General features: G+C 54.0%; 18 protein-coding genes. 3 read left to right on the top strand and 15 right to left on the bottom strand.

Annotated elements, in window-relative coordinates:
* Positions 1-2 precede the first annotated feature (2 nt).
* Positions 3-635, bottom strand: coding sequence for a TetR/AcrR family transcriptional regulator (locus tag V5G20_RS08595; protein ID WP_243014248.1), 633 nt, complete (start codon positions 633-635; stop codon positions 3-5).
* A 186-nt stretch (positions 636-821) separates the two neighbouring features.
* On the opposite strand from V5G20_RS08595, the gene V5G20_RS08590 reads away from it, so the two are divergent.
* A complete protein-coding gene (locus V5G20_RS08590; RefSeq protein ID WP_003389128.1) occupies positions 822-1970 on the top strand; it encodes a glycosyltransferase family 1 protein in 1149 nt (382 codons plus the stop codon).
* A 34-nt stretch (positions 1971-2004) separates the two neighbouring features.
* Here V5G20_RS08590 and V5G20_RS08585 read toward each other — a convergent pair whose 3' ends face one another.
* A complete protein-coding gene (locus tag V5G20_RS08585) occupies positions 2005-2748 on the bottom strand; it encodes an IclR family transcriptional regulator (RefSeq protein ID WP_003389127.1) in 744 nt (247 codons plus the stop codon).
* A gap of 280 nt (positions 2749-3028) precedes the next feature.
* Between V5G20_RS08585 and V5G20_RS08580 the strand changes: the two genes are divergently transcribed.
* Positions 3029-3760 carry a YheC/YheD family protein gene (locus V5G20_RS08580; protein WP_031933130.1) on the top strand — a complete coding sequence of 244 codons (732 nt, stop codon included), beginning with the start codon at positions 3029-3031 and terminating at the stop codon, positions 3758-3760.
* Positions 3761-3870: 110 nt separating this feature from the next.
* Here V5G20_RS08580 and V5G20_RS08575 read toward each other — a convergent pair whose 3' ends face one another.
* Both V5G20_RS08575 and V5G20_RS08570 read right to left on the bottom strand, forming a co-directional pair.
* Positions 3871-4698, bottom strand: coding sequence for an aldo/keto reductase (locus V5G20_RS08575; protein ID WP_003389125.1), 828 nt, complete (start codon positions 4696-4698; stop codon positions 3871-3873).
* A gap of 356 nt (positions 4699-5054) precedes the next feature.
* Entirely contained in the window at positions 5055-5918 is an 864-nt protein-coding gene (locus tag V5G20_RS08570; protein ID WP_251247271.1) for a LysR family transcriptional regulator, read from the bottom strand.
* A 168-nt stretch (positions 5919-6086) separates the two neighbouring features.
* Here V5G20_RS08570 and V5G20_RS08565 point away from each other — a divergent pair, with 168 nt between their 5' ends.
* Positions 6087-7052 carry a DMT family transporter gene (locus V5G20_RS08565; RefSeq protein WP_172920711.1) on the top strand — a complete coding sequence of 322 codons (966 nt, stop codon included), beginning with the start codon at positions 6087-6089 and terminating at the stop codon, positions 7050-7052.
* Positions 7053-7198: 146 nt separating this feature from the next.
* Here V5G20_RS08565 and V5G20_RS08560 read toward each other — a convergent pair whose 3' ends face one another.
* The 11 genes from V5G20_RS08560 to V5G20_RS08510 all read right to left on the bottom strand — a co-directional run bounded on the left by V5G20_RS08560 (position 7199) and on the right by V5G20_RS08510 (position 22851).
* On the bottom strand, positions 7199-8863 hold the full coding sequence (locus V5G20_RS08560; protein WP_003389122.1) for a glycerol-3-phosphate dehydrogenase/oxidase: 1665 nt from the start codon (positions 8861-8863) through the stop codon (positions 7199-7201).
* Between the two features lie 285 nt (positions 8864-9148).
* Positions 9149-9712 carry a glycerol-3-phosphate responsive antiterminator gene (locus V5G20_RS08555; RefSeq protein WP_003389120.1) on the bottom strand — a complete coding sequence of 188 codons (564 nt, stop codon included), beginning with the start codon at positions 9710-9712 and terminating at the stop codon, positions 9149-9151.
* A 242-nt stretch (positions 9713-9954) separates the two neighbouring features.
* Positions 9955-10941: a glycerophosphodiester phosphodiesterase family protein gene (locus V5G20_RS08550; RefSeq protein ID WP_024982882.1), complete on the bottom strand. Its 987-nt coding sequence runs from the start codon at positions 10939-10941 to the stop codon at positions 9955-9957.
* A 203-nt stretch (positions 10942-11144) separates the two neighbouring features.
* Complete coding sequence (locus V5G20_RS08545; RefSeq protein ID WP_003389117.1) at positions 11145-12491, bottom strand: YjiH family protein; 1347 nt, start codon at positions 12489-12491, stop codon at positions 11145-11147.
* Positions 12492-12647: 156 nt separating this feature from the next.
* On the bottom strand, positions 12648-13925 hold the full coding sequence (gene hutI / locus V5G20_RS08540) for an imidazolonepropionase (protein WP_122957919.1): 1278 nt from the start codon (positions 13923-13925) through the stop codon (positions 12648-12650).
* Positions 13926-13930: 5 nt separating this feature from the next.
* Complete coding sequence (hutU, locus tag V5G20_RS08535; protein ID WP_338463344.1) at positions 13931-15601, bottom strand: urocanate hydratase; 1671 nt, start codon at positions 15599-15601, stop codon at positions 13931-13933.
* 153 nt (positions 15602-15754) lie between these two features.
* On the bottom strand, positions 15755-17254 hold the full coding sequence (locus V5G20_RS08530) for a helix-turn-helix domain-containing protein (protein WP_024982885.1): 1500 nt from the start codon (positions 17252-17254) through the stop codon (positions 15755-15757).
* Positions 17255-17375: 121 nt separating this feature from the next.
* On the bottom strand, positions 17376-17936 hold the full coding sequence (gene lepB / locus V5G20_RS08525; protein WP_003389113.1) for a signal peptidase I: 561 nt from the start codon (positions 17934-17936) through the stop codon (positions 17376-17378).
* Positions 17937-18019: 83 nt separating this feature from the next.
* Positions 18020-19504, bottom strand: a complete 1485-nt coding sequence (locus V5G20_RS08520) for a sigma 54-interacting transcriptional regulator (RefSeq protein WP_172920712.1) — start codon at positions 19502-19504, stop codon at positions 18020-18022.
* 33 nt (positions 19505-19537) lie between these two features.
* Positions 19538-20797 carry a diaminopropionate ammonia-lyase gene (dpaL, locus tag V5G20_RS08515; protein WP_172920713.1) on the bottom strand — a complete coding sequence of 420 codons (1260 nt, stop codon included), beginning with the start codon at positions 20795-20797 and terminating at the stop codon, positions 19538-19540.
* A gap of 656 nt (positions 20798-21453) precedes the next feature.
* Positions 21454-22851 carry an aspartate kinase gene (locus V5G20_RS08510; protein WP_172920714.1) on the bottom strand — a complete coding sequence of 466 codons (1398 nt, stop codon included), beginning with the start codon at positions 22849-22851 and terminating at the stop codon, positions 21454-21456.
* Between the last annotated feature and the right edge of the window lie 413 nt (positions 22852-23264).

The raw sequence follows: 23264 nt of genomic DNA, 5'->3' as shown, positions 1-23264 counted from the left end.
ACCTACCTGAATAAAAGTTTGGCATGAAGCTCGTAACATCCGAGAAAATCCTGCGATTGATAGATGTGGGCGGTCAAATACGCACCGTAAAAGATCGTGTGCAGTCCCATAACCAGGTCATTTACATCCGCATCAGCCGCAATTTCGCCATCAGCCATGGCCTGCTCTACGCAACGGCGGAACAAATCGTCGAGACGAGGAACAAGCGAACCCGCCTGTTCTTCCTTTCCGGGATAGTACAAATGGAGTTCCGCCTCCGTCAGCTCCGGCATGCATGGATGCATTTTCACCTCAGTTAAAAAACCGATAAGGCTCAGCATAATACCCGGATGCTGCTTCGCGTTTTCATCCACCTTTTGAAATACGTGACGAAGCGCCGACAGCCCCCTTTTGGGCGAATCGGCCAGCTCCAGCAGCCGATCGGTCACCCACAGCCGCATGTAGTAAATCAGCAGGTCCTCCTTCTGGGGAAAAAACTTGAAAAAGGTCACCTTGGAAATCTCCGCTTTTTTGCAGATCTCCTCGACGTACACCTCGCGGAAGGATTTCTCTCCGATCAATTCCAGACACGCATGCAGCAGTGCTTGCTTCGTTTTCGCTTTTTTCCATTCCCTGAGCGGAATGCTTCGTTCCATGGGAGCAGCTCCTTCGCAAATAAATACAAACTCATATTAATAAATTAACTTGAGTTAATTTTAAAGTCAACCATTCCTCACTTCCCCCCTCTCCCTCTCATCATCCACCCGGCTCAAAAATTTCTCTTCCCCGCTCTCCAGGCATTTGCATACCTTGTAAGAGAGAGAACCTAAGGAGAGAATTTCGTGAAAATCTGTTTTTCCTGCCACCTAGAAAAATTCAAGCCAAAAGGGAATGTCCTGCAGTTTTTCATCATGCTCCAGGCGATTGACCGGGAAGTGGAACGGCTCCCTGCCCAAGAGCGCGAGGGATTTGTCCTGCACTGCGTCCTGCCGTTTCGATATGTAAACGGGATGGGGGGCTTTCGCTTTCGCCATGTTCGCTTTTATCAAGCCGCGGAGCTGAACAGCAAAATTATCAGTCTCGATCAGAAGCACAGCTACGACTTTATTTTTATTCGCAACCGGACACAGGCTCGCGAGTTTATCAAAAAGAAGCCTTCCCTGGGCAAAAAGCTGTTGTTCCTCTCTATTCACTACAATCTGAACGACCCGATCATCATGAACAAGGTCAATCACTTGTTCGACAACTCCCGCATGGTCTTTTTTCAAACCGTGCCCAATGCCAGGCGCTACCGCGAATATCTGGAACGGAAAACGAGGTATTCCGCTCGGGAGCTGGATCGCAAAATTCAGGTCCTCCCTCAATTCGTGGAGGGATATTCCGGTGATCAGGACCCCCAGCCGCAGCCGAATCCCCCGCTCGACCTGATTATGGCCGGGGTGCTTCGCCCCCGTTACGGACTAGAAACGGCCGTGAACGCCATCAGGCTGATTCGCAAGGAATTTCCGGGGGCAAAGCTCAATGTGCTCTACCCGTCTATCGTGATCCGTTACCGGAAACAGGCTCACGAGCTGCTCCGTTCCCGAGGTGTGCGGAATCACGGACAAAAATCGATGTGGGAAACAAAGCGGATGATTCTGCAAAGCGGAATTGGCCTTGCCCTGATTTACGACAACACATCAGACAAAAATCCGTCTCATTCGTATCTTTCCCGCGTCCTGGAGTACATGGCGCTCGGTGTGCCTGTGCTTACCACCAAAACCGTCGGCAACATCCATCTGCTTGGAGAAAAGTATCCGCTCTTTGTCAAAGACGAACACGACATTCTCAAGTGCTACAGGAAGCTATCAGATCCGGACTATTACCAGCAGATGTGCCAGTACGTGAAAAGCCGGGGCAAGCACTACCTTGCGGAAAACGCGGTCAAACCGTTCTGGAATCTGCTCATGGACGAGTGGAAAGCAATGAAAAAAGGGCGATCCCCCAAGTAGAAAAACCTGCTTGAGGGGCCGCCCTTTTCCCTGTTCATTTTAACATTTTTCCCATGCGATAAGCGGATTCCATGATCGGCTCCGCAATCTCCATCATTCTTTCCAGCGTGAGGCGGTTGGAGGGACCTGATACCGCCAGCGCGGCAACCAATTTTTCGTTCCGGTTAAAAATCGGCGCGGCTACTGCTGCTGCTCCCAGCTCCCGTTCCTCGACACTGGTGGCAAAGCCTTGGCGTCGGATCTGCTCCAGCTGTTCCAGGTATGCGTCGCGGTCGATCGATTCGGGCCAAAGCGGGTCACTTAGCACTTCTTCCCTGACAGCCGGTTCCGCGTATGCCACCAGAACCTTGCTCGATGCGCCTACTGACAGCGGCATGCGTGCCCCGATAGGCGCGACCCTCCGGATAGCCTGGTTGCTCTGCACTGCCTGTATGCGAATCCGCTCATTGCCGTCGCGGACATACAAGCTGATCGTTTCCCCGACGACATCCCGCAAACGCTCCATCTCCGGCAGCCAAAGGGTGGCCGGGTCATCGGAATGCGCCAGATTCACGGACAGCTCCCACAAGCGAAATCCAAGGCGGTATTTCTCCGTCTGAGCGTCGCGTATTAAAAATCCCTTGTTTTCCAGAGTGGCCAGCAAGCGGTGTACCGTACTTTTATGCAGCGACAACCGCCCGGCGATCTCGCTTAGCCCCAAGTCGGTTGAATCCGTAAAGCAAAGCAGGATGTCAAGCGCCCGCTCTACGGCTCGCACGTTAGCTTTCTGTTCTTCCATTCGTTCCACCTGCTTCATTAAAATCGGTTCCGTACGTTTCACCTGATGAAATGAGGTTCTATTTTTAAGTATACGAAAAAAAGCGGCGAAGAGTAAAGAGCAGAATGTGACGCGTCCTGTCAGGCTGTCAACGCGGCCATTCCTTTTGAAGTGCGCCTTGAAGTGCGCCATCCACCTAATTTTCCCCTGAGTGGACATCTCCCCATCGCTATTCGCTGATAGAAACATAGATTGAAAAGGAATGAAACCATAACTTCAGCTCATGGAGGGATGACCGCTCGTGGGTAAATACAATGAGTCAAAGCTGAAAAAATACCGTGTCTTGCGTCGAAATTCCCGCTTGGCCTCTACTCTTCCGCGCACCCGACTCTTCTCCAAGCATGCGCTCCGCCATTTTTTAAAACAGTATCGAAAAGTTATTGCCAAGCCGATCGCAGGCAGCGGCGGTGCCGGTGTCATCCTGATCACCGGCCTGGGAGATAACCACTACAAGGTCCATCGCGGCTGCCGCAAACGTACGATTCGCGGCAAATCAGCCACCTACCGCTACATCCGCAGCCGGATCAAGTCGCAGTACTTGGTGCAGAAAGGAATCTCGCTCGCCCGCGTCAACGGCCGTCCGTTTGACATTCGTGTCATGGTCCAGCGCCGTTCGGGCTCCTCGTGGGTCGTGACCGGAATGCTCGCCAAGGTGGCTGGAGCCGGCTACATTATCACCAACATCAAGCGGAGCGGAGGAAGAGTATTGCCGCTGCGTTCCGCGATACAGCTCTCATCGCTTCGATCCGCTTCTGCCGATCAACTGATTCAGCGTTTGAAAGCGGTGGCGGTCGCAGCCGCCAAGCAGCTAAGCACCTACTATGCCAATCAGAGGGTGTACGGTTTGGATATGGCTTTGGATTCTTCGGGACGGGTCTGGATCATCGAAGCCAACCTGCGGCCCGATATTTCCCTGTTCCTGAAGCTGAAGGACAAAAGCCAGTACCGCCGCATCCGCTCCTATAAACGGTAGTATCCAAAATCGGACGAGCGAAGCCAAGGAAGGCTAGACGAGCCTTCTGCCGTACAGAAAGCAAAAAGCCCCGACAGCTCTCGCAGAGGTCGGGGCGTTCGTCGTTTATGCTAGAAATCAAAGTTATCCGGGTCCGGACCAAAACGCTTGTTTTGATTAAGGCGGCTGATTTGCTCCATCTCTTCAGCTGTCAACGTGAAGTCGAACACGTCGGCATTTTGGCGGATGCGCTCCGGCGTGACCGATTTTGGAATCGTCACGACACCGTTTTGCAGATCCCAGCGCAGGATTACCTGGGCAGGAGACTTGCCGTATTTTTGTCCGATTTCCACCAGCACCGGCTGGTCGAGGTTGCCTTGCATCAGCGGGCTCCACGCCTCCATCTGGATGCCGTTTTCCTTGCAATAAGCGAGCAGCTCTTTTTGTGTCAGGAGCGGGTGGTACTCTACCTGATCCACGGCCGGGACGATTTCACTGTTCTGTTTCAAATCCTCCAAGTGATGCACGTGGAAGTTGCTGACTCCGATCGCTCGCACGTATCCGTCGCGGTACAGCTTTTCCAACGCTTTCCACGTATCCAGATACTTGCCTTGTACCGGCCAGTGCACCAGGTACAGGTCGAGGTAATCCAGGCGCAGCTTTTTCATGCTTTCGTCAAACGCCTTCAGCGTCGTCTCGTAGCCTTGATCGGAATTCCATACCTTGGTCGTGATGAACAGTTGGTCGCGGGCAATTCCGCTGTCGCGAATCGCATCGCCCACGCCAGCCTCATTGCCGTAAACAGCAGCGGTGTCGATGGCGCGGTAGCCGGTCTCGATAGCCGACAGGATCGCGCGCTGCACCTCATCCCCTTCTTTCACTTTCCACACGCCGAGGCCGAGCCAGGGCATTTTGATTCCGTTGTTTAAGACGGTGGTATCAGCAAGATGCGTTGCCATTCGATTTCCTCCCGTTCTATCGGTTTTATGTATCTCGCTTGATAGTGTAGCACAATGGCGATTCCAAAAAAAGGCGCTGCGCCCTTCGAATATGCTTTCCGTGTGCTCTCCTTGAACAGGGCTGTACACCCTGGGACACAAGTGACGGCTGCTCCACGGGACGGTTGCTATACAAGACGGTTCCTGCATGAAACCGTTGCTGAACGAGGCGGCTGCCCCAGGAGACAAAAAGCGGGCCGATACGTTCCTTGCGGTGCTGCGCGCAATCGCATCGGCCCTGAATGCCGCGTATGGAACGCCGCTTTTGATGCTTGTCATCCGTTTTCATGCTTATCATCGCTTCTTGTACGAACGGCTCATCCTGCGTGAAGCGCCCGAATCGTCTCCAGAAATTTTTTCATCGTTCCCGTCATGTGCGAGTCCCGTCTATGGATGAACACGGTCGAGACCGTGGAATATTCCTCGGGTATGGAGAAGCAGCGAATCTTCCCCTCTCTCTCCAACCGTGACACGGTCGGCCGCGGAACCAGCGAAACGCCCAGCCCCGATGCGACGACGGCCAGTATCGTCTCAAGCGTCCCGAACTCCATGATCTTCGTCGGCGCAATGCCCTGGCTGCCGAGCCAATGAACCAGACGAGAGCGGTAGCCGCAGCCGGAGCGAAACACAAGGAGCGGCTTTGTGCTGCATTCCTCCAGCGACGCAGGCCCATCCTCGGCCCTGGCGATCAAGACCAGCTCCTCTTCGATCAAGGGCTCCTGGACAAGCTCCGGGTGCTGGACCGGACCGCTGACAAACGCCCCGTCCAGCTCGTACTGGAGGACGTCCCTGATCAAATGCTCCGTGACGCCGGTCATCAGCGACAAATCTACGCGCGGATACTTTTTGTGATAGGCGGACAAGATGTCAGGCAAACAACTGACAGTTTCCACCGAGCCGACCAGGAGCGGACCGGATGGGTCTTCCTCGTCCTGAAAGGCGAGCTTCATTTCTTCCATCATCGCCAGGATCTTCTGCGTGTACCCCAGCAGCTTTTTCCCCTCGGGATTGAGGCTCATTCCCCTGCGATGCCGATAAAACAATTCGGTCCCCAGCTTCAGCTCCAGATGTTGAATCCGGGCTGTCACATTGGACTGTACGTAATTTAATTCTTTCGCCGCCTTGCTGACACTGCCCAGCTCAGCCACAGCCTGAAAAATCCGCAGATCGCTGATCTCCATTTTCGCTCCCTCTTTCTATGTTTCCGCCGCTTATCTTCCACCCCCATTGTATCACTGACAATGATACATTTCATCATTTTCAATCATTTTACATGATGGTAATTTCGGAATATGATAGTCATCGTGAAAAATTTGTTAGCGAAAGTGAATTGCGAAAGGAAGTCACCTATGAACAAAGAGCACATCATGAAAGGGGCCTTGCTCTGCCTGATCGCCAGCATGGCGTGGGGCGCCATGTTTCCGGTCGCAGAAAGCGCGTTTGCCCATCTGGACCCGTTTTACTTTTCCGTTATCCGTTATTCGGTTGTTTCCCTGCTGCTGCTTGTTTTTCTCTGGATCAAGGAAGGCAGACAAGCACTGCGTCTCGAAGGCCGCGGAGTCTCTCTCTGGTTTTTCGGGACCATGGCATTTACCTTATACAACTTGCTGGTCTTCTGGGGCCAAAACCAGTTGGGCACCTCGGGAGTGATCCTCGCATCCGTCATGGAAGCGCTCATGCCGATGCTGTCCGTACTCGTGCTGTGGATGTATAAAGGCCAGAAGCCTCAACCGTTTACCATCGGCTGCATCGCCCTCGCCCTGGTCGGCTGCTTTTTGGTGATTACGAAGGGCGACTTCCGCTCCTTCCTCCTGGGGGGAGACAGCCTGCTGCCTGTCCTGCTGATATTGCTCGGCGTACTGGGCTGGGTGATCTATACGATCGGGGGCAACCACTTCGCGTCGTGGTCAGTGCTGCGGTATTCCACTTTGAGCTGCGTGCTGGGAACCGGGACCTCCCTGGTGATCGTCCTGCTGCTGACAGCCTTGGATGTCCTGCACGCCCCATCGCTCCAGTCGGTATTTTCCGTCGGCTACGAGCTTGGCTTCATGATCGGAGTCGCGGGAATCCTGGCTCTGCTCAGCTGGAACGCGGGTGTCAAGCTGCTCACACCGATCAACGGCATCCTGTTTATCAACTTTGTTCCGGTCACCACTTTTCTGATCTCCGTCTGGCAAGGCTATCAGATCACGATGTACGATGCCGGAGGAACGCTCTTGATCATTTTGGCTTTGATCAGCAACAACCTGTTTCAGCGAAAAAAGCTCAAGCTTGCGGTGTCGGGCAGAGCCGCTTCCAAGGAAGCCTCTTTTTGACCGCCCCGTGGCGCTCAGCTCCCTATTGCTTCAACAGATAAAAAAAAAGCCACGCGCCATGGCAACCGTTCCGCATAGGAACCTGCCAAGCGCGTGGTTTTTTCTTGTGTTTTCGTTCCGTTGTCTTTTATGGTGTCCTGAAGTTTTTACGCCTCCAGCGGCGTGACCGCATCGTGCATATGCATGTCCATCTCTTGCAGATACGCATCTTTTTGCGATTCGCTCCACCCCAGATGGCTGGCCATGTACGCGACCACGGCATCCTTCCACTGTTTCGCTTCGTTGATCCGGAAGAACAGAGCACCCGTCCGTCTGATGAGGAAATCGACCGGCTTCACTGCCATTTCCGCTTCCATCGCATAGCGCAGCGAAACGAACCAGTCAAGCGGCAGACCGGACTCCGCGGCCTCCTGGGCGTGCCCTTCGGCTAAGCGGAACAGTTCATCTACATTGGAGCCATAGAAACGGGCCAGCCGCTCTGCTTGCTGACGGGTAAAGCCGTATCTCGTTCCCTCTTCGGTTTTCCGTTCGATAAAGGCGGGCAAGCTCGCACTGCCTCCCACTTTTCCGCCGGAAATAGGCATATGCTTCGTTGCACAAGGTCCAAATGTCCCTTTTCCTTCTTTTTGCAGCAAATCAGCGACCATGTCGACGACCATCTCGGCCATTTTCCGGTACCCCGTCAGCTTCCCTCCGGCGATGGTGATCAATCCCGAATCGGATTGCCAAATTTCGTCTTTTCGCGAGATTTCCGAAGCGGATTTTCCTTCTTCGTAAATCAGCGGGCGAACGCCTGCCCAGCTTGATTCGACGTCTTCGTCTTTGATATCGAGCGCAGGGAACATATAGCGGATCGCATCAAGCAAGTACTGCTTGTCGGCACTCGTCATCCGCGGATGGGAAATCTCCTCTTTGTAGAACGTATCGGTTGTCCCTACATATGTTTTTCCGTCGCGAGGGATGGCGAACACCATGCGTCCGTCGGGCGTGTCAAAATAGACAGCTTGTTTCAACGGGAAGCGGCTTTGGTCGATGACGAGATGCACCCCTTTTGACAGCTGCAGGAATTTTCCTTTCTTGGAGTTGTCCCGATCCCGCAGCGTATCTACCCAAGGTCCTGTCGCGTTTACGATTTTCTTTCCGTACAGCTTGTATTCGGTGCCGTCCAGCTGATCGACGACCTTGACGCCGTTCACCTTGCCGTTTTCGTACAAAAATTCCTCAACCTTGGCGTAGTTCACCGGCAGCGCCCCGCGCTCGGCGGCTTCTTTCATCACCTCTATGGTCAAACGGGCATCATCTGTACGGTATTCTACATAATACCCTCCGCCCAACAAATCTTTTTGCTTGATCAGCGGCTCTTTGGCCAAAGTCTGCTGGGCATTCAGCATTTTCCGGCGCTCTGAGCCTTTCACCTGGGCCAAATAATCATAGACTCGCAGGCCGATGGATGTCGAGAATTTGCCGAAGGTCCCGCCTTTGTGGATCGGCAGCAGCATCCATTCCGGTGTCGTCACGTGAGGGCCATTTTCGTACACGATTGCCCGCTCCCGTCCGACTTCCGCAACCATCTTCACTTCAAACTGTTTCAGATAGCGCAGGCCGCCGTGGACCAGCTTGGTCGAACGGCTGGACGTTCCCGCAGCAAAATCCTGCATTTCGACCAGGGCAACCTTCATGCCCCTCGTTGTCGCGTCAAGGGCAATGCCCGCTCCCGTAATTCCTCCTCCGATCACCACGAGGTCAAAGAGCTGATTGTTCATTTCTTCCAATCTCTTTGTTCTCTGCGCACTTGAAAATGTCTCTGCCATTTCATTCCCTCCCGAGGTTGTACAGAAAAACAAAAAGAGACCCCAACGAACACTATAGCTAAACTATAATGCATTGAGGTCTCTCCGATTCTCCAGACGAAATATTAACTTATACAATAATATAACATAATATGCCTTCCGATAAAAGCCATAGCTGCAATTACCGCTCGTTTCCAGCCCGGCTGCATTACTGCAGCTTTTTCCAGGGCCGCGAATGCCTCTGTACCAAAGGACGAGGCGACCATTTTTGGACAACGTCCGCCTTGTAAAGCTCCGAAACGCACCTCAGCCTTTCGGAGCAAAATGCTCCCAAAGCTTCCGATTGGAGGTGGTAATAGCCGAAGCTCCCCCTTGCAAGGCCATGTTCACGTCATCAATCGTTCGAATCAGTCCCCCTGCCAAGATCGGGATCTTCGTTCGTTCAAACACTTCTGTTATGATCGCAGGCATGGCGCCCGGGAGGACTTCAATAAAGTCGGGCTGCGTCTTTTCCAAAAGCAAATAGCTTTTTTCCAATGCATTGGTATCCAGCAAAAAAATACGTTGAATCGCCAATACCCCTTTTTGCTTCGCTTTTAAAATGACGCTCGACCTGGTTGAAATCAATCCCGCCGGCTTGATTTGCTGACAGAGAAATTCCGCGGCGTACTCATCGTTTTTCAAGCCTTGCACGAGGTCGGCATGCAAAAACATTTTCTTCTTATGTTTCTCTGCCATGTCATACAAGCCTTTCAATTGCGCGATATGCGTATCCAGAAACACCCCGTATTCGTAGGGGGATTCCAAAATATGATCAAAATCCTTCATATGGCGGGCAGCAGGAAGTATTTTTTGGCCGTTAAAATTCATCAAGATCCACCTTTCTTCCGATAACGTCCTTCCTCCAACTAGGATGCATCGATCATTTCCATCTTACTGCAAAACAGCTTGCAGACAGAAAAAAACCCACCTTTTGCAAACTCCCCTTCATCGGGGAATTCAACAGTGGGTCTCCATCTCTCCGTCACTTCGTATTAACTTAGTTTGATTTAAGCAGATCGTGTAACCGTTGTCAATTGCTCTGAATGGAGCCGCACTCCCCGCAAAGCATGTTATTTCTGTTGATAGAGAGGACCGATTCGGTCAATCCGGTTTGTCCAGATGCCGCCGGTATAGCCGGAAGGCAGCCGCTTTACATCCTCGGGGGTATCAAATCCGGTTGAAAAGTCGCTTCCGTCTCCTCCCACCACGATAACGCGTGTGTGGGCGTTATCCATGCGCTCCAGAAAACGAGTCGGCCATCCCCACAGCCAAGGGCCGATTTTTTCGGGAATATGCAGCTGCGTATGCTCGCATGCGGCTGGAACGTAGCCTGTCCAGCCTGCAGCAATGTAAGGGATCAGACAGCTTTTCATCGTTGCTTTCGACATCACTCTGAAGCTGGGCAAGCCTTCCTTCAGGGCCGCTATCGGTTCATCTCCGCCATACACAGTCAACCGCTCCAATTGGCTGGCGGGCAATCCAGAGAGAAAGGCGGCGAGCTGCTCTCCTTCGGTCGGATCGTTGCTCTTCACGTGGATTAAAAACGATTGCTCGGGAAAATGGTTCAGCACTTCTTCCAGCGACGGCATCAAGCCGATTCCCTTTCCGCGAAACGGATATGTTTTTCCTTGGTCGGCTGTGTAGCCGTACCCGATATCCAATCGCTTCAGCTCTTCCAGGGTATGCTCGCGCGTAACCCCTTGTCCGTTGGTCCGGCAGCCTAGCGTCCAATCGTGGAAAACGGCGAACTTGCCGTCTCTGGTGGGCTGAACGTCAAATTCGACAATGTCGGCTCCAGCCTGAAAAGCCGCTTCCATAGACGGGATCGTGTTCTCCAGAAACGGGTGCTCCGGTTCGTAAATCCTCTCCGCTGTGCACGTCTCGCCTGTAATTCCTTCCATATGAAAGGTTTGGGCCATACCCCGATGGGCCAGCAGCAGCGGAGCTTCATTGCTCGCTTTTGTAAACAGAGAGCTGTTGTTTATGTAGACAAATGCAGCCAGCACAAGCAGACACAAAACGAATTTGTTCTTCAGCATTTTTTTCAGCTTCTTCATCGAGTCCTCCTGTTGTAGATTGCATGATGTAAAGCAAGAATATCATGAACCTTCTCCATATGGCTAATCCGGCTACAGCTCTCCCAGCGGTTGAAAACCAATCGCATGTACACGTGCCTTGAAAAAATAAGGCTGGCTGCCTCTTTTACAAGTGCAACCAGCCTGTGCTCATTTCTTTGCGGTCATTCTGTTTTCTTACGGTCCTACGACAAGAACAAATAAGCGAGCGGGGTCGTAAACACAAGCGTGAGAATCGTCCTCTCCAGCCAGATCGCGATCAGCTGCGGGATGCTGATCGGAATCTCCGTAGACAAGATGCACGGAATCGTGGCGGAGAAGAACAGGATAGACGAGACAGAGACTACCGCGATCACAAACTTGGTGATCAGGGGCGCTCCGGTCACAATCAGCGCGGGCAAAAACATTTCGGCGATTTCGATCGCGGATGCCTTGGCCGCGAGGAACGGCTCAGGAAGCTGCAGCAGCCACGTGACCGGATAAAACAAATAGGCCAGCCAGTCAAAAACAGGCGTGAACTGGGCCAGCACCATGCCGATCAAGCCCACTGACATGATCGAAGGCAAGATGCCCATCGTCATGATAAAGCCGTCGCGCAGATTCACCCAGATGTTTTGGCCAAGCGACATCGACGATTGGGCGGCGTGCATCGCGTCGCTCCAGGCATGCTGGAGCCTGCGTCCGGTCACCGCCTTTTCCGGGTCCCCTTTGCCATCGTAATACTCGTCGCTCATCTTGCTGAGCGGCCAGATGCGGACGGTCACAGCCGTCACCAAAAACGTAACCACAAGCGTGACCCAGAAATAAAGGTTCCAGTAGGCCATCAGATCAAGCGTCTTCGCCACCACAATCATGAATGTGGCAGAAACCGTGGAAAAGCCGGTGGCAATGATCGCCGCTTCCTTGACCGTATACTTGCCTTCCTTAAAGACGCGGTTTGTAATAAGCAGGCCGATCGAGTAGCTGCCGACAAACGAGGCCACCGCATCGACAGCGGAGCGGCCTGGTGTTTTCCATACGGGACGCATAATCGGCTGAACCAGTACGCCTATAAACTCCAACAGGCCGTAGCCGACCAGCAAAGCCAGGAAAATGGAACCGATCGGAACGACCAGCCCAACCGGTATCACGAGCTTTTCAAACAGGTACGGCCCCATGTCTTTGTCCATCAGCCAGGCTGGTCCGATCTGAAAGAAGATCAGAGCCGCTACGATCACACCCAGCACCTTGAGAAAGGAAAAGACAATGTTCACCTTGTTTTTCTTCCACGTGCCTGTAGCGAACGGATAGATCGCTCCGAGCAGGATCACCACAAAAGCATACAGAGGGATGACGCCCGGGACAGTGCCCCGCAGCCAGGTGACGATATGGTCCAGCGGGATGGAGGAATTTCCGTTTACCGTTATCGGGATAAAGAACATAAAAATGCCGATCAAGCTGAAAATGAGAAACTTCCATACATTGGCCGGCGTAGCTGGAGCAGTGGCCGGATTCGTTTCTGCAGCAAGCCCGTTTTGCGGATGATAGTCCATAAGGGTCCTCCTCTGGCTGAGTTGTCGGTCCCTCTCCCTTTTCCTATCCAGATAACTGCTATCTCTCTTTTTCAAACGGCACAGGCTGCCTGCCATCACCCAATCGAGGAGAGAGTGCCCCCTCGCACTCTCTCTTCTGGACCGGGTTATGACGCTTTACGCCAACCGTCCTTCTTTTACTACCGTGATGCCTTTTTTCACAACTGTGTGAACGTGGTTGATGCCGTATCGATATTGCAGGGTCATGTAATCAGGCACATCAAATATCGTTACATCCCCCTGCTTGCCCTGCTCAAGACTGCCGATCTGCCCGCCGCGGCTGATCGCGTGGGCCGCATTGATCGTCGCGGCTGTCAATACCTCCGCAGGGGTCATGCCCATTTTCAGGCAGCCCAGATTCATGATCAGCGGCGTGGAAACAGTCGGCGAAGAGCCTGGATTGCAGTCCGTCGAGATCGCTACGGCCATTCCCGCGTCGATCATCTTCCGGCCATTGGCCGACTCCGCCATGAGGAAGAAGGCGGTCCCCGGCAGGAGGACACCGATGACGCCCGCTTCTGCCATCATTTGAATGCCTTTGTCAGAAGCGCGCAGGAGGTGGTCAGCCGATACGGCGCCGATGGAGGCAGCCAGCTCGGCTCCTTCATACGGCTCGATTTCATCGGCGTGAATTTTTGCTTTGAGTCCATACTCCACGCCTGCTTCCAAAATGCGGCGGGACTGCTCGGGGGTAAACACTCCGCGCTCGCAGAATACGTCGTTGAATTCTGCCAGCTTGCGGCGGGCGACTTCGGGAAGCATTTCGCGAATCACCAGCTCGACGAAAGCATCGGGATCGTGCTTGTATTCGCGAGGGACGGCATGCGCTCCCATAAAAGTGCTGACGATGTCAATCGGATGCGCTTGGTCCAGCTGCTGTGCCACTTCGAGCTGCTTGATCTCATCCTCGAGAGTGAGGCCGTAGCCGCTTTTCGCTTCTACGGTCGTGACCCCGTGGAGGAGAAATTGATCGAGCCGCTTCTTGCTCTCGGCAAACAGGGTCGCGTGATCAGCAGCGCGGGTCGCGGCTGTCGTCGCGTGAATGCCCCCGCCGTTGTTCATGATTTCCATATAAGTAGCGCCGTTTAAGCGCATGTTGAATTCATTTTGACGGCTTCCGGCATGGACGAGATGGGTATGAGGATCAACCAGACCCGGCGTTACCAGCTTGCCGGACGCGTCGATGACTTCTGCCTCATGGGCTCGCCCCTCATACGCCGCTTGCAGCTCGTCATCCGTCCCGACCATTTCAATCCGGCCTTTTTCGATCCAGAGGCTGCCGTTCTCGATGATTCCCAGCTCATTCATTCGCTTGCCTGTCACCGGTGCGGCAGAACCGCCGGCCAGCGTCACCAATTGGCTGGCCCGGCGAATCCATACAGGTTTGTTGTTCATGGCGCTTACTCCTTTAGCATCGGGATTTTGACGCCTTTTTCCTTGGCTGTCTTCACCGCGAGATCATAGCCTGCATCCACATGGCGGACTACCCCCATGCCCGGGTCGGTCGTGAGGACGCGCTCCAGGCGCTTCTCTGCTTCCGGCGTTCCGTCAGCCACGATGACCATGCCGGCATGCAGCGAATACCCCATGCCTACGCCGCCGCCGTGGTGGACGGATACCCAGCTTGCTCCGCCTACCGCGTTGATCAGGGCGTTCAGGATCGGCCAGTCCGCAACTGCATCGCTGCCGTCCTTCATCGCTTCCGTTTCCCGGTTCGGAGAAGCGACAGAGCCGGAATCCAGGTGGTCGCGGCCGATCACGATCGGAGCGCTCAGTTCGCCGCGGGCCACCATGTCGTTGATGATTTTGCCGAAGCGTGCCCGCTCGCCGTAGCCCAGCCAGCAGATGCGCGCCGGAAGTCCCTGGAAGGACACCCTTTCGCGGGCCATGCGAATCCAGTTGCACAAGTGCGTGTTATAGGAAAACTCGCGGAGAATCACTTCGTCTGTCTTGTAGATGTCCTCCGGATCACCCGAGAGCGCCGCCCAGCGGAACGGACCTTTGCCTTCGCAGAACTGCGGACGGATGTACGCGGGTACAAACCCCGGGAAGCGGAACGCATCCTCCACGCCTTCGTTTTTCGCCACCTGACGGATATTGTTGCCGTAGTCGAAGGTAACGGCACCCTGCTCCTGCAGCTTCAGCATTGCGCGGACATGCTCGGCGATGCTCGCCACCGCTTTCGCCTCGTACGCTTTCGGATCAGCCTTGCGGAGTGCTGCCGCTTCCTCCAGCGTCATGCCGAGCGGAATATACCCGTTCAACGGGTCGTGGGCGGACGTCTGATCAGTCAGTACATCGGGGATGAAGCCACGCCGCAGCATTTCGTTCAGGACGTCTACGGCGTTGCCCAGAAGACCGATGGACAGGTCCTTCTTGGCCGCTTTGGCTTCCTTCGCCATCTCGATCGCTTCATCCAGACTTTCTGTCATCACATCGAGATAGCGCGTTTCCAGACGGCGCTGGATGCGTGTGCGGTCGATTTCGATGTTGATGCTCACCCCGCCATTGAGCGATACCGCGAGCGGTTGAGCGCCTCCCATACCGCCCAAACCGGCAGTTACTGTGATCGTGCCTGCCAGCGTACCGCCGAAATGCTGACGGGCGCACTCGGCAAATGTCTCGTACGTCCCCTGCACAATTCCCTGGCTGCCGATGTAGATCCAGCTGCCGGCGGTCATCTGTCCGTACATCATCAAGCCCTTTTTGTCGAGCTCGTTGAAGTGGTCCCAGGTCGCCCAGCGCGGCACCAGATTGGAGTTGGCCAACAGCACGCGCGGCGCATCCGCATGCGATTTGAATACGGCAACCGGCTTGCCGGACTGGATCAGGAGCGTTTCGTCGCTCTCCAGGTTTTTCAATGTTTCGACAATTGCATCGAAGCATTCCCAGTTCCGGGCTGCCTTGCCAATGCCGCCGTACACGACCAAATCCTCAGGGCGCTCCGCCACTTCCTCGTTCAGATTGTTGAGCAGCATCCGAAGCGCCGCTTCCTGTACCCATCCCTTGGCATGAAGCTTTGTACCTGAATATTGCTGGATCAACTCTTGAATCGATTGTGTCTTCGTCATCATTGCACCTGCCCTTTCCCCAATAGGTCTTTGTATATGTAGTATAGAAGAGACCAATCGGGGAAAAACAGGCATCCTTATTTCGATTTCCTTTCGGTTTTTTCGGAGATTTCGGATAACCGGAAGCGCTCCCAACCAGAAAAAGAAAAAAATTTACGATTTATTGCTTTTCTTTTGATTTCGAAACGAACGAGGGGTTGTCCCCCGCTTTTCCTTAAAAATCTTGCTAAAATAATTGGCGTTTACAAAGCCTGTCCGCTCGGCAACCTCCTGGATGGAAAGGCGCGTCTCCAATAACAGCCGCTCTGCTTCGCGCAAGCGTATCGTCGTCAGCATCTGGCGAAAGGACACTCCCTGACGCTTTGACAAAAGCGAGCTGAAATAGGCGGGACTGCGGTCCACATGCCGCGCTGCCTCCTCCAGCCGCAAATCGGCGCGGGCGTAGTTTTCCTCCAGGTAGCGGATGGCCTGCTCGATAATATCGAGGCGGGCTCCCTCGCGATTCGTCGTCGCGGAATCGAGCAGCTCGTAGATGAACAAAAGCAGCTCCTGGACGATCCGATAGAGCACCGGCGTGTATAAGATCGTATCGAATACGCGGTGATACCAATCCTCCAGCGCTCCTTCGTCCAGACAGTGAGACTTCATAAATCTTCTCACCTGGGCCAAAATGCTGGTCAGGCGGATACGAAGCAGCCCCGGCTCGGGATACGGCTCTTCTTTATGAAGGAACTGGCGGTACATCCACTGCTTCACCTGTTCGCGGTCGCCGTCGTGGAGCATGTCAATCCACGCCCTTTGCTCCGCCGGAGTCAGAAAAGGATCGATGACCGCCCAGTTCACCTTGTTCTCCACCACCGATATTTGCCGGTATCCTTTGAAAAAGCGGATGTCCAGCGCTTCGACGGCATACCTGTACTTCTGGTGCAGACTGAGCATTTGATCCTCGGCGTCGTACAAAACGAGCGAAAGCGACTCCGAATGCTGCGCTTCCCAGTCCATCAGCAGCCGTTTTCCTACTTCCAGCAGCGAAGCGAGAGGCGCCTCGTTTTTCAGATCGAAAAGACAGACGATCACGTCGCTCAGCGGCAAAAGAGCAGGCTTGTCCCGAAACGGATATGTCTCCAAAAATGTCAGCAAATCCCCGTGCCGCGCTGTCTCCTCGAGCTGCAGCAGCATCAGCTGAAGTCCCCTTCCCGGCGTTTCCAGAGGCAAAAACAGACTGCGGTACGATACCGCCGATCCGTAATGGTCAGTCTGCACTTCGCTTGCTTTTCGGGCCACCGTCCTGTCCTGGCAGCAGCGGGTCAGGACACGCCGGATATGCTCGGGAGTTTGCGGCTTGACCCACAGGTCGATGGCGTGAAGCTCGATGCCCTGTACGGCGCGCTCAAAGGTGGCCTCCGCTGTTGTTACAATGACTGTCGGCCGGTATTGGGAGGTCAGCATTTTCAGTCGCTCCCACTGTTCCTTGGACACCATGTCCAGCTCGACGCAGACGACATCCGGCCTTGTTCCTTCGAGGACGCGGAACAGCTCGGAAGCCGTCCCGGCGGTGACAACCTCGTCAAAGGGGATGGCACATGTGGAAACAAGCCAACTGATGCCCGTCCGTTCATTGGCGTCCCGGTCCGCGATCAAAAGCGTCGTCATGCGATCTCCTCCTGTTCCGTGAGACTAGCTGGGTTATGCCCTGCATGGGATTCCTCGCAATCCGGCTTTGCCGGCAGAAATTCTGTCAGACAAGGGAAGGGCTGCCAAAATGGCAACCCTTTTACTTTCCAACCTTCCATTCTATTTTGCTGCCGATGACATGATCGAACGGGACAAAGCCGATCTCGCGGGAGTCCAGGCTGTTGTTGCGGTTGTCTCCCATGACGAAGATGTGGCCCTCCGGCACGGCCCATTTCCCGTCTTCTCCCTCCATCTTTTCCTTGATGTAGGGCTCACTCAGCTTCTCGCCATTTCGATAGAGCTGATGGTCCTTAATCTCGATGACGTCACCCGGCTTGCCGATCAAACGCTTTACATACATGAAATTTTCGTTCTCTTTTCCCAAAAACAGATGGATGAGCGGATGGCCGACCAGGTCATCCTGAAAGCTGCGCTCTCGATCCACGCGACTGTCAATTACCACGATATCGCCGTAGTCCGGCAAATACGAAAACGTATGGGACAGCTTCGATACATAGATTCGCTGCTGATCTTGCAAGGTTGGGTCCATCGAATGCCCTTCTACCTTGAACGGCTGAAACACAAAAATGCCGAGCACAAGCGCAAGTCCTAGCGCAAATGCCAATGAACGGACCCATTCCCAGATCTCTCTTAGCTTCACCGGCAACCCCGCCTTTCGATTTTCAAAATTTCCTCGAAAGCTATCATAGCATAAAATGGCGGCGGAGCCAAAAATATACCAAATTATGGATCTCTGTGAGACCGTTCACATATTCTCATTTCTTTCAGTTTCCTGAACAAAGTCGCCCGACTGACCCCTAAAAGCTGCGCCGCTTCCTCTTTCGGCCTGTTTGCTCTCTCCAGGTGAGTCATGACCCGCCTGATTGTGCGCTGCTCGATCTGCTTTAGATTCCAGCTTGAGCCTTCTCCCGGCCCGACGACAGGCTGGGCCTTGCCTTCAGCAGATGGGCTTGTCCACAACGTGGCGGGGAGATTTTCCGGAGAAATGAACAAGCGATGCTCCATCGTGGACGCATACTCGACGACGTTTGACAGCTCCCGTACGTTACCGGGCCAGTCATGCTGGACGAACCTGGCTTGTACCTCCGGCGTAAAGCCGTTTAGCTGTTTTCCCAAACGTGCAGCGTTTTTCTGCAAAAGAAGGTGGGCCAGAGGCAATATATCTTCCCTGCGCTCCCTTAGCGGAGGCAGATGGATCGGGATGACATGCAGACGATAATACAGATCCTGCCGGAAGGCGCCCTCTCTGACCAGTTGGGCGAGATCGCGATGGGTCGCCGCCACCACTCTTACGTCGACACCGACGGGCTGGCCCTCTCCTCCCACGCGGACGACCTGCTTTTCCTGCAGGACACGCAGCAGCTTGCCCTGCAAATGCATCGGCATATCCCCGATCTCGTCGAGGAAAATCGTCCCTTTGTCAGCCGTTTCAAACAGTCCCTTTTTTCCTCCTCTGCGGGCTCCGGTGAACGCCCCCTCTTCGTATCCAAAAAACTCGCTCTCCATCAAAGTATCGGGAATGGCGGCGCAGTTGAGAGAAACAAACGGTTCGTTTCTGCGGGGACTGGCCTTGTGAATCGCTCGTGCGAACAATTCCTTTCCCGTGCCGCTTTCCCCCAGAAGCAGGACGGTGGAATCACTCTCTGCCGCACGTCTTGCCATCTCTTTCGCCCGTGTGATTACGGCGCTGGTTCCGGTTATCTCGGCAAACGCATCATCCTGCTGCATAGCCGCCTGCAGTCTCTCCAGGGCAAGCTGCTGCTCCCGATACATCTGATGTTCTTTTATTTGCATCGCGATCAGCTCTGCCATTTTTTGCAAGAAAAGCAAAATGGAGTCCACATCGGAAAAAAGCCGATCCCGCTGTTTCTGATCAAAGGCGAGCAGCCCGATCACTCCCACGCCAACCCCGTTCACCCGAATCGGACAGCAAATCTCCCCGGTTTCCGCGCAATTCCCGTAATGCATGCAAGGACGACAGAGCGGATCGGTACCCGGGCTGTCGATCACGACAGGCTGACCCGTCCTGAGCGCTGCCTGGTAGACAAAATCTTCTCCGGCCATCGCTTGCAATCTGCCCGGCTCAGTCTTGCCTGTACCGGCGATTCGCAGCAACTGATGGTCAGCTATCTCTACCTCCACGTGCAATACGGACGCGACTGCCTCCGCAATCTGTTGAACCGAGTCGGCTATTTCCCGCAATGACACAGCGCATCCCCTCTCGTTTTCCGTCTCCCTCCATTATAGCTGGCGGGAGGCACAAGAAGGATCTGGAACAAGTGGATACTTTCCGCCCCATACGACGTCTTCGTACTGTTTCGCATCCGTATTTCCCTCGGTACTGAAGAGCAGGATCACCGAGTCTTTGCCCAGCCCGAGATGTTCCCGCAGCGCAGAGAGCTCACCTGACCGCATGATTTCCGCAAGCAAGCCGAGTCCTACCGCTCCACTCTCACCGCTAATGATGCGGGGGTCATCTCCCGGGGGAGCTGCCAGCATTCGCATCCCGGTCGCCGCTACCCAATCGGGACAGCTCACGAAAGCTGCGGCATGATCGCGCAAAATCTCCCAGGCGATCGGGTTCGGTTCTCCGCAAGCAAGCCCGGCCATAATCGTCTCCAGATCACCGTCTACCGTATGCGGAGCACCGTCGCCTATCTGTGCCGACTGGTACAAGCAATTTGCCGTATGAGGCTCGACAATGATGGTGGCCGGCCTCCGATCTCCCAAACAGCTTTGCAGATAGCCATGCACGGCTGCAGCCATCGAGCCAACCCCCGCCTGCAGAAAAACATGTGTCGGCACAGGCTCTCCGGACTCCTCGAGTTGTTCCAGCGCTTCCCTGGCCATCGTCGTATAGCCCTGCATAATCCATCGCGGGATGTCCGTATAGCCTTCCCATGCGGTATCCTGGACGACCTGCCAGCCGTTTTCCTCGGCCATTTTTCTCGACAAGCGGACAGCTTCGTCGTAATTGCCATCTGTCACATGCGCCTCGGCTCCTGTCTGCCGAATCGCTTCCACCCGCTGCTCTGCCGATCCCTTTGGCAGAAAGACGACTGCCTTTTGTCCCAACTGCTGCGCTGCCCAGGCGACCGCTCTGCCGTGATTCCCATCGGTCGCAGTGACGAACGTTACGGCTCCGAGCTTTTGCTTTGCCTCAGCCGAACGAAGCAGCTCGAAGCTCGCCTCTTCGACCGGAATCCCCAACCGGGCGCTCAAATGTCTGCCGATCGCATAAGTGGCTCCGAGCACCTTAAAGGCGTTCAGGCCAAAGCGGTAGGATTCGTCTTTGATAAAAATGGCTCTCACGCCGAGACGCTCAGCCAGGTGTTTCAGGAAATGAAGCGGAGCAGGCTTGTAGCCGTGAATGGAGCGGTGGAACCGGATGACCTCCTGCGTTTTGGCCTCATCCAAAAATGTCGCCGCTTCTCGCGGTCGGCCTATCGTTTGGTTCCCTGTTTCTTGAAGAAAATAGCGAATACCCGTTTCCATTGACATGATTTCTCTCCTCCTTGTTTGCCCGCAATAAAGGAATGCTCCATTGCTGCTGAGTCGATTGGTTGGAATCGATGCTCTGATTCGATACTCTGAATCGACTATTCAGAGCTTATTTCTGTGCAACTCTCATGCCATGGATGAGGGGAGGCAGTGAACGGTTTCATTTTTCGTACAAGAATCAAAACGATACTATATTTGACTCATTTTGATTCTTTCGTCTCTTTTTGAGACTTTTCGCTTTTGGTGGTCACAGCCTGCCGCAAAAGCTCCGCGATCCGCTTTTGCTCCTGCTCGGCGATGATCACGTAACTGAGAGACTGCGGGCCAAATCTGGCGGTTGTCGCCTTGTATGCAAATGGATCTACCTCCGTCTTGTCCCGATCGTTTAGCAGGGAACTGGTGAGCTCTATCGCCGCTCCGCCTTCGTACTTACACCTATCGACACAAGACCATTTATATAGTTAGTACAATCGTATGGCGGGAAGGAGGAAAACTTGACCGATACTTTTTTCCCATCCCGTTTCTTTTGTCCTGGACAGAAAATCCCCCCTCCGATTCGATTCTCATCAGTTTCTGAAGGGGGCTTGTTATTTATTTTCGGACGACCTTGAACAAATCGACTGTATGGCCTGGCTCGTTTCTGCAAACGTCCTTGCTCAAGCTTTCAGCGTCACGGCCATGTCTGCCAATGCCTCTTCGGACTGGGCAAAAAACTCCTCATACAGCGCGATCACGGCCCTGTCCGCATCTACCTCTTTTACGCCGAACATCATGCTGACCTCGGAGGAGCCCTGGTTGATCATCTCCAGATTGACCTTGGCTCTGGCGAGAGCGGATGTTGCTCGCGCCGAAGTACCCACGGAACGGCGCATGCCTTCGCCGACGATCATGACGAGTGAAAGGCCTCTCTCGACGATGATGTCTTCGGCCTGAAGCTCCTGTTTCAATCTGTTCACTACCCGCTGTTCGATTTGCGGGGTAAAATCCTTTTCCCGCAAAATGACGGAGATATTGTCAATCCCCGACGGCGTATGCTCGTACGAGAGACCCTCTTCCTCAAAGATTTGCAGCAGCCTGCGGCCAAAGCCGATCTCTTTGTTGAGCAAATACTTGCTCACATAAATACTGCAAAAGCCTTTGTCAGCCGCGATTCCGGATACCCGATTTTCGTGGAACGGTCTCTCTGAGACGATCATGGTGCCTGGTGCCTGCGGATTATTCGTATTTTTGATGCAGACGGGGATACCCGCCTGATACGCCGGATACAAAGCTTCCTCGTGAAAGACGGAAAAGCCCGAATAGGAGAGCTCTCGCATCTCCCGATAGGTGATGACCTGGATTTCCTTCGGTTTTTCTACAAGACTCGGGTTCACGACATACACCGAGTCGACATCGGTAAAGTTCTCATACAGCTCCGCTTGCACGGCTGCAGCCAGAATGGAGCCAGTAATATCGGAGCCTCCCCTGGAGAAGGTGACCAGCTCGCCCGCCGGCGTAAATCCGAAAAACCCCGGAAAAATCACGATCCCGGACTGGCTTTTCAAACTGCGCAGCTTTTCATACGCTTCAGGCAATACATGAGCGTTCCCCGGCTCTCCAGTCACGACCAGACCGGCATCCTTGGGGTTTACATAGACAGCCTCCCTGCCCTGGCTTTGCAGGTAACGGGCTACCAGCTTGGCGCACGTATCCTCTCCCGCCGCTTTTACCCTGTCCATGAACCGGCCGGGATCTTCGGCAGGTATGAAGTGCAGCGCCTCTTTCAGCTGTGCGGCGATCTCTTCCGCCGCCTCGACAGGCAAGCCCAGTTCCCGGATAATGTCTTGATATCTGCCGATGATCCGGCTTTGAACTTCTTCGGCGGGCTGGCCTTGCAGACGCGCTTCCGCGTACCGGATGAGAAGATCGGTAACCTTCGTATCTTCCTTGTACCGTTTTCCGGGTGCTGAAACGACGACGAGCTTTCTCGCTTCATCCGACTTGACAATCTCGCATACTTTTTTTATCTGTGCGGCGCTCGCCAGTGAGGTCCCGCCAAATTTGGCAACTTTCATCTCCGACTCCTCCATCTGTGTATAACGATCACAAACTGCATGAGTATAGGTTAAATTATTTACCCCATAAAGACAAGTGTCCATTTCAGAAGGACATAAAAGAAACCCCTTTCACAAAGAACAGTCTTCGCGAAAGGGGTGAAGAGCCTGTATGATCCGCGATATGGGCCGCGGCCGTCGGAATAGCAGGGGGGTAATAAAGTTTCTACAAATCGGGCTAAAAAACATTTCGAACATTAGTTCAGCTGTAAATATATCGGTTCATGTTTGTCGAGAGAGACAATCATACCCATCTCCCCCCCAGAGATTAGAATTTTCCGCAGAACGGTTACCATACCCGCAGGAAACTGTGCATTTCTAAGAGTGCGTTCCGGACCGAATACCTTCCGCGGCAATAACATGCTCCGTGTTGT

The organism is Brevibacillus borstelensis, from assembly GCF_036700025.1.
GTDB lineage: Bacteria > Bacillota > Bacilli > Brevibacillales > Brevibacillaceae > Brevibacillus > Brevibacillus borstelensis.
Note: the sequence above shows the minus strand (reverse complement) of the source record. Positions and strands in the feature narration are given on the sequence as shown.

Bases quoted from the DNA above. Each gene is read 5' to 3' on its own strand.
- V5G20_RS08555 (WP_003389120.1), bottom strand. From the start codon at position 9,712: ATGAATTTTAACGGCCAAAAAATACTTCCTGCTGCCCGCCATATGAAG.
- V5G20_RS08530 (WP_024982885.1), bottom strand. From the start codon at position 17,254: ATGACGACGCTTTTGATCGCGGACCGGGACGCCAATGAACGGACGGGC.
- V5G20_RS08575 (WP_003389125.1), bottom strand. From the start codon at position 4,698: ATGGCAACGCATCTTGCTGATACCACCGTCTTAAACAACGGAATCAAA.
- V5G20_RS08545 (WP_003389117.1), bottom strand. From the start codon at position 12,491: ATGGACTATCATCCGCAAAACGGGCTTGCTGCAGAAACGAATCCGGCC.
- V5G20_RS08565 (WP_172920711.1), top strand. From the start codon at position 6,087: ATGAACAAAGAGCACATCATGAAAGGGGCCTTGCTCTGCCTGATCGCC.
- V5G20_RS08550 (WP_024982882.1), bottom strand. From the start codon at position 10,941: ATGAAGAAGCTGAAAAAAATGCTGAAGAACAAATTCGTTTTGTGTCTG.
- hutI (WP_122957919.1), bottom strand. From the start codon at position 13,925: ATGAACAACAAACCTGTATGGATTCGCCGGGCCAGCCAATTGGTGACG.
- V5G20_RS08585 (WP_003389127.1), bottom strand. From the start codon at position 2,748: ATGGAAGAACAGAAAGCTAACGTGCGAGCCGTAGAGCGGGCGCTTGAC.
- V5G20_RS08560 (WP_003389122.1), bottom strand. From the start codon at position 8,863: ATGGCAGAGACATTTTCAAGTGCGCAGAGAACAAAGAGATTGGAAGAA.
- hutU (WP_338463344.1), bottom strand. From the start codon at position 15,601: ATGACGAAGACACAATCGATTCAAGAGTTGATCCAGCAATATTCAGGT.
- V5G20_RS08595 (WP_243014248.1), bottom strand. From the start codon at position 635: ATGGAACGAAGCATTCCGCTCAGGGAATGGAAAAAAGCGAAAACGAAG.
- V5G20_RS08570 (WP_251247271.1), bottom strand. From the start codon at position 5,918: ATGGAGATCAGCGATCTGCGGATTTTTCAGGCTGTGGCTGAGCTGGGC.
- dpaL (WP_172920713.1), bottom strand. From the start codon at position 20,797: ATGTCAATGGAAACGGGTATTCGCTATTTTCTTCAAGAAACAGGGAAC.
- V5G20_RS08510 (WP_172920714.1), bottom strand. From the start codon at position 22,851: ATGAAAGTTGCCAAATTTGGCGGGACCTCACTGGCGAGCGCCGCACAG.